Annotated in this window: 8 protein-coding genes; all 8 read left to right on the top strand. The window is 57.8% G+C overall.

The genetic code is table 11. From position 1 onward, the window contains the following. The first annotated feature begins 51 nt into the window (after positions 1-51). A complete protein-coding gene (spoIIP, locus tag H6B10_RS09880) occupies positions 52-1,200 on the top strand; it encodes a stage II sporulation protein P (protein WP_204651453.1) in 1,149 nt (382 codons plus the stop codon). 94 nt (positions 1,201-1,294) lie between these two features. Continuing rightward, a complete protein-coding gene (gene asnS / locus H6B10_RS09875) occupies positions 1,295-2,680 on the top strand; it encodes an asparagine--tRNA ligase (RefSeq protein WP_204651452.1) in 1,386 nt (461 codons plus the stop codon). Continuing rightward, on the top strand, positions 2,680-3,708 hold the full coding sequence (locus H6B10_RS09870; RefSeq protein ID WP_204651451.1) for an A/G-specific adenine glycosylase: 1,029 nt from the start codon (positions 2,680-2,682) through the stop codon (positions 3,706-3,708). The genes asnS and H6B10_RS09870 overlap by 1 nt, the downstream gene beginning before the upstream one ends. A 164-nt stretch (positions 3,709-3,872) precedes the next feature. Next, complete coding sequence (locus H6B10_RS18025; protein ID WP_243427339.1) at positions 3,873-4,121, top strand: phosphatase; 249 nt, start codon at positions 3,873-3,875, stop codon at positions 4,119-4,121. A gap of 166 nt (positions 4,122-4,287) precedes the next feature. Then, complete coding sequence (locus H6B10_RS09860; protein ID WP_204651450.1) at positions 4,288-5,520, top strand: murein hydrolase activator EnvC family protein; 1,233 nt, start codon at positions 4,288-4,290, stop codon at positions 5,518-5,520. 88 nt (positions 5,521-5,608) lie between these two features. After that, positions 5,609-7,777 (top strand): M23 family metallopeptidase, encoded by a 2,169-nt coding sequence (locus tag H6B10_RS09855; protein WP_204651449.1) that lies wholly within the window; start codon positions 5,609-5,611, stop codon positions 7,775-7,777. Positions 7,778-7,891: 114 nt separating this feature from the next. Then, complete coding sequence (locus H6B10_RS09850; RefSeq protein WP_204651448.1) at positions 7,892-8,695, top strand: NAD(P)-dependent oxidoreductase; 804 nt, start codon at positions 7,892-7,894, stop codon at positions 8,693-8,695. Beyond that, positions 8,676-9,095: flavoprotein (locus tag H6B10_RS09845; protein ID WP_204651447.1), on the top strand; the 420-nt coding region annotated here is incomplete at its 3' end. The genes H6B10_RS09850 and H6B10_RS09845, both read left to right, overlap by 20 nt.

Genomic DNA, 9,095 nt, shown 5'->3' with positions numbered 1-9,095 from the left:
TCATGAAAGCCGCAAAAATCACATAAATTGAGAGGAACGGAGGTGGACACCATGGGTTTGCTGCGCCGCTGCCTGCACATATTGCTGTGTACGGCGTTGTTCGCAGGCAGTACGGCTCTGTCGGTATTGGCGGTTGCCAACCTGCCGGGGCATGAATGGCTGCTGCGGGGAGCCCTGCTGTGGCAGGACCCAGTGGCTGCGGCAGCCGTCACATGGCCTGTTCCGCAGCAAAAACCTGCGCCGCAAGCAACCTCTGCACCGGAACCTGTAACGGCTACCGAAGAAGCTTCCGCCGCGGTGCAGGAACCACAGGGGACAGCGACACCTGCGCCCGCCGCCATACCGGAACCCACGGCGACTCCGTTGCCCAGCGCTGCACCGGATATCGAAAATTCCGGCAGTATCCGGGCAGAACAATTCGGCCAGGGCAGCGGGGAGGGCTATATTACCCTAAACGCCGGCAGCATCCGCAACTATACTTCCTGCAGTGATGCAGACCTCCGGTCGGCGGTCAGTACGCCTTCACTGCCTTTTGATGTGGAAGTAGACAGCGATGAACCTCAGGTTCTCATTCTGCATACCCATGCTACCGAAACCTACCAGACCTGGCCGAACCTGATTTACGATCCGGATTTTACGGCACGTACCCAAAACACCGCCCTGAACATGTGCGCGGTGGGGGAAAAGATGACGCAGGTCCTCAACGATGCAGGCATCAACACCCTGCACGATACGACTCTGCACGATTCCCCCAGTTACACCGAAAGCTATGACCGCAGCTACGCCACGACCCAGGCCTATCTGGAAAAATATCCTTCCATCAAGGTGGTGCTGGACGTTCACCGGGATGCCATCGAAGATTCCGACGGCACCCGGGTCAAACCGCTGTGTACCATCAACGGGGAAGATACCGCCCAGGTGATGATCATTGCCGGGTGTGACAACGGTTCCAGCATCCGGTTGCCCAACTGGCGGCTGAATCTTCGGTTTGCGGCGGCATGGGAGGAAGCGATGGAGAGCCGCACCCCCGGCCTGACCCGCCCGGTGATGTGTGCTTACCGTTATTACAATCAGGACCTGACCACCGGCAGCCTGCTGATCGAGATCGGCGGCCATGCCAACACCGTCACTGAAGCGATACGTGCCGGTCAGTATGCGGCCGAAGCCCTGGCCGTACTGTTAGGCGGCCACCTGGACTAAGCGCCTCCCCTTTATAAAAAAGTACTGTACAATTTGGTCCGAACCCGCTATAATAAGAACAATCATTGTTTTTAGTAAGAGGAGTGGACCACCCATGCAGAGAACCGAACTCGTATCGCTGTACATGGCCACCCCCGCAGACGGCACCAAAGTCACTGTCTGCGGCTGGGCAAAAACAGTACGCGATTCTAAAAATATCGGCTTTATCTCGCTGTCGGACGGCAGCTGCTATAAGCCCGTACAGATCGTTTTTCAGGCTGATAAACTGTCCAATTACGCAGAAATTGCCAAGTGCGGCCTGTACACCAGTTTTGAGGTCACCGGCACCCTGGTGCTGACCCCCAACGCCAAGCAGCCTTTTGAAATCAACGCCGACGCCATCACGGTGCTGGGCACCTGCGGGCCGGAGTATCCGCTGCAGAAGAAAAAGATGGGCATGGACTATCTGCGTACCATGACCCATCTGCGCCCGCGCACCAACACCTTCAATGCGGCGTTCCGGGTGCGCGGCCAGGCAGCTTTTGCCATCCACCAGTTCTTCCATGAGCGGGGCTTCACCTATGTGCATACCCCCATCTTCACCGGCTCCGACTGTGAGGGTGCGGGCGAGATGTTCCAGGTTACCACCATGGATCTCAACGATATCCCCCGTACCGAGGATGGTGCCATCGATTACAGCAAGGACTTCTTCAAGCGTCCCGTGAACCTGACCGTTTCCGGTCAGCTGGAAGCGGAAGCTATGGCCATGGCTTTGGGCAACGTGTACACCTTCGGCCCCACCTTCCGTGCCGAGAAGAGCTACGATACCCGCCACGCCGCGGAGTTCTGGATGATCGAGCCCGAAATGGCTTTTGCGGACCTGAACACCTACATGGATACCGCCGAAGCCATGACCAAATATGTCATTCGCTTCCTGCTGGACAACTGCCCCGATGAGCTGGCCTTCTTCAACCAATTCTTTGACAAGGGCCTGATCGAGCGTCTGGAACTGGTGGCAAATTCCGACTTTGCCCGGGTCACCTACACCGATGCCATCGAGCTGCTGAAGCAGAACGATGCCAACTTCCAGTACAAAGTGTCCTGGGGTATGGATCTGCAGACCGAGCATGAGCGGTATCTCACCGAGCAGATCTTCAAAAAGCCTGTGTTTGTCACTGACTATCCCAAAGAGATCAAGGCGTTCTATATGCGCCAGAACGAGGACGGCAAAACCGTGGCTGCGGCAGATATGCTGGTGCCCGGTATCGGCGAGCTGATCGGCGGCTCTCAGCGTGAGGAGCGTCTGGATGTGCTGCTGGCCCGTCTGGACGAGCTGGGCCTGAGCCGCGAGGACTACGACTGGTACCTTGATCTGCGCCGTTTCGGCAGCGTAAAACATGCGGGCTACGGCCTGGGCTTCGAGCGCCTGTTGATGTATGTCACCGGCATTCCCAACATTCGTGACGTGATCCCGTTCCCGCGCACCTGTGGAGGTTTTTAATGCTGCGGCCCATTGCGCCGTCGCTGCTGCAATGGTTTCAGGCAAACAAGAGGCTCCTGCCTTTCCGGCAGGAGCCTTCTGCCTATCATATCTGGGTCAGCGAAATCATGCTCCAACAGACCCGGGTAGCCGCAGCGATTCCTTATTATAACCGTTTTATCGCGGCTTTACCCGACCCTGCCGCGCTGGCAGTCTGTGAGCCGGATGCATTGCGCAAACTGTGGCAAGGATTGGGGTATTATAACCGCGTCAACAATATGCAAAAAGCAGCCCGCATCGTATGTGAACAGTACGGCGGTGACCTGCCGGCGGACTACGATGCGCTGCGGGCACTGCCGGGAATCGGCGATTATACCGCGGGGGCCATTGCCAGCATTGCCTTCGGGATTCCCGCACCGGCGGTAGACGGCAACGTGCTGCGCGTTTTTGCCCGGCTTTATAATGATGATGCAGATATTATGCAGCCAGCCACCAAGCGCCTGTTTACCGGGCGGGTTCTGGACCAGATGCCCAAAGAAACCCCCGGCCCCTACAATGAAGCATTGATGGAGCTGGGTGCCTTAGTCTGTGTGCCGGGAGTACCGCATTGTGAGGAGTGCCCTCTGGCAGAACTCTGCCAGGGGTATGCGGCAGGGCGGCAGGCAGAACTGCCTGTGAAACCAGCCCCCAAAGCCAAGGCCCCGGTTGCGGTCACGGTGGCACTGGTACACAGCCCGGCGGGGCTTTTGCTGCAGCGGCGACCGGCCAAGGGATTGTTGGCCGGATTGTGGCAGCCGGCAGCCTGGGAGCGGGCACTTACCCGGGAAGAACTGGCCGCCGAACTGGAAAAAATCGGTGTGCAGGTCATCTGGGAAACGGCCCTGCCGGCGGCACGGCATGTGTTTACCCATAAAATATGGAACCTGGGCGGATGGCAGGGGACAGCCCCGGCCTGCCCTTTGCCGGACGGATGGGTATGGGCGGCCCCGGACCAGCTGGAACAGGTCTATGCGGTGCCCAATGCCTACGCGGCTTACCTGCAAAAATAGCGGCTGTGTTTGTCAAATTTTTACATATGCAGTGTTGTATTCCGGCGCCGGGTCGGGTATAATAAAAAAGACCCGGTGCAGGTTTACAAAAGCCTGTTCACCCGGTGATTTTACCGCTGTCAGGCCGCGGAAAACGGCCCCGATCACGGAAAGGAGAATGCCTCATGATGAAAAAATCGACGTTTGGCGCCGTATTGGCGTTTCTGTTTGCCGCGGCCGGTGCTTTGACCGCTGCCGCCCTCTACCTGTATCGCCGTGAGAAGGAGCTCGACGAATACGAGCGCCTGCTGTTCAGCGACGAGTATGACGACGAGGACGACGATTACGATGACGGCACGGTTTACGAGAAAATCCAGGACGAGCCTGTGACTTCCGTGGACGATACCGAGGATGCGGACGAAGTCAAGTTCTGATTCTTGATTCCGCACAGTACAAAAGAATAAGCCGCCGGGCGCAAACCTGACCGCGCCCGGCTTTTTAAGTCACCGTAAGGCGATGACCTGCTTTGCGGTATTGCCGCAAGCTGCCTGGAATACGGCATTCTTACCTGCCCGCAAGGCGGCTTGGCAAGGAGATGTTATGCGCAAATTACTGCTTTGGTTGGTCATGGTCGTTTTGATGGTCGCCCTGATTTTGGGCGGCACAGCAGCATTTTTGTACAGCCGTACAGGGGAAGATTCCCTTCCGCAGGAGCCGGTCACGTTTGGGGAACTGGCACTGGAACCCAACGGCTGGGATTGGGTTGTGCCTGTACTGGGGGATTCTGTCAATAAGACGTACCAGAGCCCGACCAACCTGACGGTGCAGCAACTGGGCACTTTTACAGACACCATTCCGCAGCTTGTGCTGCCGGAATGGGTCACCGGCGCGGAAGTTACTATTACGGCGCCGGACGGAACTTCCTGGTCCGGCGGTGTCGAGGACTGCAATACCTATACCTATACGCAGAACGGCGATTATGAGATCGTGGTTACTGCTTATCACCAGGAAAACGAGCCCCCCGCAGACCCGCAGGGGTGGTATGCTTACCGGGCAGGCTACACCATGCAGCTTACCCCCACGGTCACCCTCAGCAGCGAACGTGCGGCGCAGGGCAGTATCGTAGCCATTATGCTGTCCGGCATTCTGGACGGGGAGCCGTCACTGGAAACGGACCTGGGGACTGTCTGGTTCCGTAAAACCACCAGCGGCTATATGGGCTACATCCCGGTCACATACAACGCCGAAAGCGGCGACCATGTGATGACCTTGACCTGCGGCAGCCTGACGCAGGAGATTACACTGTCGGTCAGCAAGACCGAGTACGGCAACGTGGATGTGCCGGCGGAAGAAGACGTCGGCGGCGCGGAAGAGTTCCGCAATGCCATCTGGCCGCTGTACACCACCGGAGAAAGCGAGAAGTTGTGGTCCGGTGCCTTCCAGCGCCCCAGCGCCAGCGAAGTTACAATGTCTTACGGTGTGGTGCAGATGGTAGACGGGCAGCGCAGCGGTCAGGCCACCGGCCTGACTTACGGTGCAGCATCGGGAGAAACCATTACGGCGCCGCAGAACGGCAAGGTGGTTTTTGCCGGCACGCTTACCCTTACGGGCGGCACGGTCGTGATCGATCACGGATGCGGCGTCAAGAGTTATCTCTATGGGCTGCAGACGGTTACTGCCACCCAGGGGCAAACGGTTTCCACCGGGGATGCCGTGGGCACTGCAGGCGAAGAGCATGATTTGATTTACGAATTGCGGATCGGCAACAAATCCGTCGATCCGGATAAAGCGATTATGGGCAGCAGCGGACTGCAGTACCGGGAGTCGGAATAAGCCGCGGCGCTCTTGCTTATAAATAAACACAGACGACGAGGATAGTCTGTGTTTCAGCGATGAGGGGAACAGGAGAGTGGGATTTACCATGCAAGACGAGAAGAATAGAACCACGCCTCCGCAGGCAACCGGCGGCAAACACCGCCGCCGCAGAAAAAAAGGAAATGCCGGCCGGCCGCAGACTACTGCGCCGGAAACAGGCGTGAAGGCTGAAACGACGGAAGAAACAGCGGCACCGCAGGATGTATCCGCCGTGGTGGAACCTGTCTCGGAAGAAACGTCAGCAGAAGTTCAGAAGCCGGTTCTTGCAGCAGAAACGGCATCCGAAGCCCAGACTCCGGATGAAGTGGCTGAAACAGCCGAACTTCCTTCGGAGCCTTCCACCGAAACGGAACAGATGTCCGGTGAAGCAGAAACCGAAGAAAAGCCGGCGGAAGAACCTACAGCAACGGAAGAACCTGCTTTACAATCGGAGGAGGACGCACAAGAACCGGTTGCTGAGGAAGAACCGCAGCCTGAGGACGCCCCCGAGCGGGAGCAAGCGGCACAGCAGGAAGAACCTGAAGGGGCGGCCGAACCGACGGTGACCAGGGAAGAAATCCCCGCACCGGAAGAAGAGTCAGTGCAGCAGACTGTGGATGAAACTGATGTGACAGAAAACGCCTCTTCCGAGGATGAACTGCCCCCGGAAACACCACAGGAACAGCCTGAAGAGGACGAGACCCCGGAATCTGAAACAGAAGCAACCGCGGAAGATTCTTCCGATGAGCAGGACGAAGACAAAACACCTTCTCCGGAAGAAGAAAAGCGGCTTTTGGATATGACCCGTACGGTGCAGCTTTCGGTAGAACAGATCATGTCTCAGGTCAGCGACGAAACGCAGACCGACGGGGCGGAAGATAGCGAATCCGACGATGAGTCCGCGCATGACGGGCCGGTAACGATTCAGGACCATGTGCGCAACGGCCTGTCCGGCATGGCAAAATGGCTGCTGTTGGTATTGTTCTTTGTGCTGGTTATTGCAGGTTTTGGTGTGGCGTGGCTGTACCGCAGTGCCACACCGGATATGCTGCCCCAAATCACCGTGACCTTTGCCGGGCAGATGGTGGAACCCACCGCTTATAAGTGGAAGGTTCCGGTCATTGGCAATGTGTTCAAGCGGACCTACGCAGACACCTTGAGCAGCACCCCCACGGCACTGGAAGAAACGGTGGACCAGGCGTCTCCCGATTTTGTGGTTTCGCCTTCCGGTTATCGTACCGAGCTGACGGTTACTGACAGCGCGGATAATGTTGTTTTTGAAGGCGACACCGATTCCTTTGCGGCATTCCAGTTTACGGCAAACGGAACCTACACCGCCAAATTGGTTGTGCACAGCGATGCAAGTTCCGTCCCGGGTGATACTACGGTGACGGGGAGCGCTACCTGGCTCTTTGATTTTACGGTGGGAGTGCGGCCTTCTATCCAGATGTCCTCCACCACGGCAACACAAGGCAGCGTGGTGGCCATCCGCGTAGGTGATACGCTGGACGGTCAGCCGCCGCAAATCAAGACTGAACTGGAAAACGCCGGTTTCTTCAAAGCAACCACAGGCTGGGTTTGCTATCTGCCCATTCCCTGGAATCAAAAGGCGGATACGCAGACCATTGAGGTTACAGCAGGCGGTTATACCGAAACGCTGGAACTCAAGATCCGCGCAGCGGAATGGGAGTATAAGGATTATTCCAGTGAATCCCAGCGTGTGACGCCGTATATCGGTGAAAATGATATTCCGGCGGAATTGCAAAAGCTGCTTGCCTCGCAGGAAGAAACTATTGCCTGGTCTAACGGCGGGTTTGTACAACCGTTCCTCAACACCATCGATGTCAAACTGGCCTTTGGTACGACGGAATATGTGGGCCGCAGCTACAGCGAACGCGGCACTAACAACGGCGCCGGTGGACGCACGGTCACCAATCTGGTACTCAATACCACATCCGGTGAACTGCTTATTGCTCCGGCCAGCGGTACCGTTCTGCTGGCCAAGGACCTGGGCGGAGACTTCGGTTATACGCTGGTCATTGATCACGGTGCCGGTGTCAAGAGCATTTTCTACAACCTTCGGAAGGTGGATGTGACCGCAGGCGAATCCCTCAAGCAGGGACAGGTCATTGCAAGCTGCGGACGCACCACGGTGGCCGAAATACGGATCGGCACGGTTCCGGTGGACCCGCTGCAGATCTGGCGCGGCCAGTGCGATGCACTGAAATATTATTGATATGTATCACAAAAAGCTCTGCCCTTTTCGGGGCAGGGCTTTTTGCTGTCTTATGCCTTTTGCACACCGGAACCCAAATCGCTCATAGTATGGCAAGGAAAGGGGGAAAACGCAATGCCAAAGACCTTTTGCGTGGTTGGGCACGATGCCCGTCAGCAGGCAGCAGCCCAGGCACTGCGGGAAGCGGGCTTGCGGGTCATCGGGCCGGAAGCGGCGGTTCTTGCCGATTATGTGTTGCTGCCGATGTCGCAGGATCGCGTCAGTGACGAAGTGGCCCGTACGCTGCAGGCGGTACGCCCCGGCACATTGTTGCTGGCGGGTCGTCCCGGTGCACCGGTCTGCCGTGCCGCGCGGGAAGCCAATCTTCCGTTGATCGATTATTTTCAGCGCCCGGAACTGGAATGCCTGAACGCGGTGCCCACGGCGGAAGGGTGCCTGGCCTTGCTGCTGCAGCTGCGTCAGCGCACAATCTGGGAAAGTGATTTTCTGGTATTGGGGTATGGGCGCATCGGCCGTGCGGTGGCCCGGCGGCTGGATTTACTGGGCGGCCAGGTTACGGTGGCGGCCCGCAGCGCGGAACAACGGGCCAATGCCCGGTGCGCAGGGCATAAGGCTGTAACCATGGAACAGATGACAGACCTTTTGCCGGAACATGATACGGTGATCAACACGATTCCGGCCATGGTATTGCCCCGGCAAAAGCTGCGGGAACTGCCGCCTCAAGCGTTAGTGGTGGACCTGGCAAGCAGTCCGGGGGGGACTGATTTTGCCGCGGCGGCGGAACTGGGCATTCGGGCAGAACACGCGTTAGCGTTGCCCGGCAAATGCGCGCCGCGTACGGCCGGGGCACTTATTGTGCAGACCGTACTGGGGTTACTGGAAGAGAGGGGGCGTTTGGATGAAACAGCAGGGGACTGAACGGCAGACGGTGGCGTTTGCTCTGTGCGGCAGTTTTTGCAGTTTTGGGGCAGTTTTGCCGCAGATTGAAGTTTTGAAACGGCGCGGATGGGATGTATTGCCCATTCTCAGCGCCAGTGCGGCCAGTCAGGATACCCGCTTCGGCACAGCAGATACCTTAAAAGAACAGTTGCGGAAGATGACCGGCCATGAACCGCTCACTACTTTGCAGGCCGTGGAACCGCTGGGACCGCAGCAGATGGCCCGGGCGCTGGTTATTGCACCGGCTACCGGTACAACGATGGCACTTCTGGCCGCTGGTATCAGTTCCACGCCGGTGACGTTGGCGGCAAAAAGCCTGCTGCGCGGTGGTTGCCCTGTTGTGGTGGCACCTTCCACCAATGACGGACTTTCCGGCAGT

Source organism: Gemmiger formicilis (genome assembly GCF_016901605.1).
Classification (GTDB): Bacteria; Bacillota; Clostridia; order Oscillospirales; family Ruminococcaceae; genus Gemmiger; species Gemmiger formicilis_B.
This window is presented reverse-complemented; position numbering and strand designations above follow the sequence as displayed.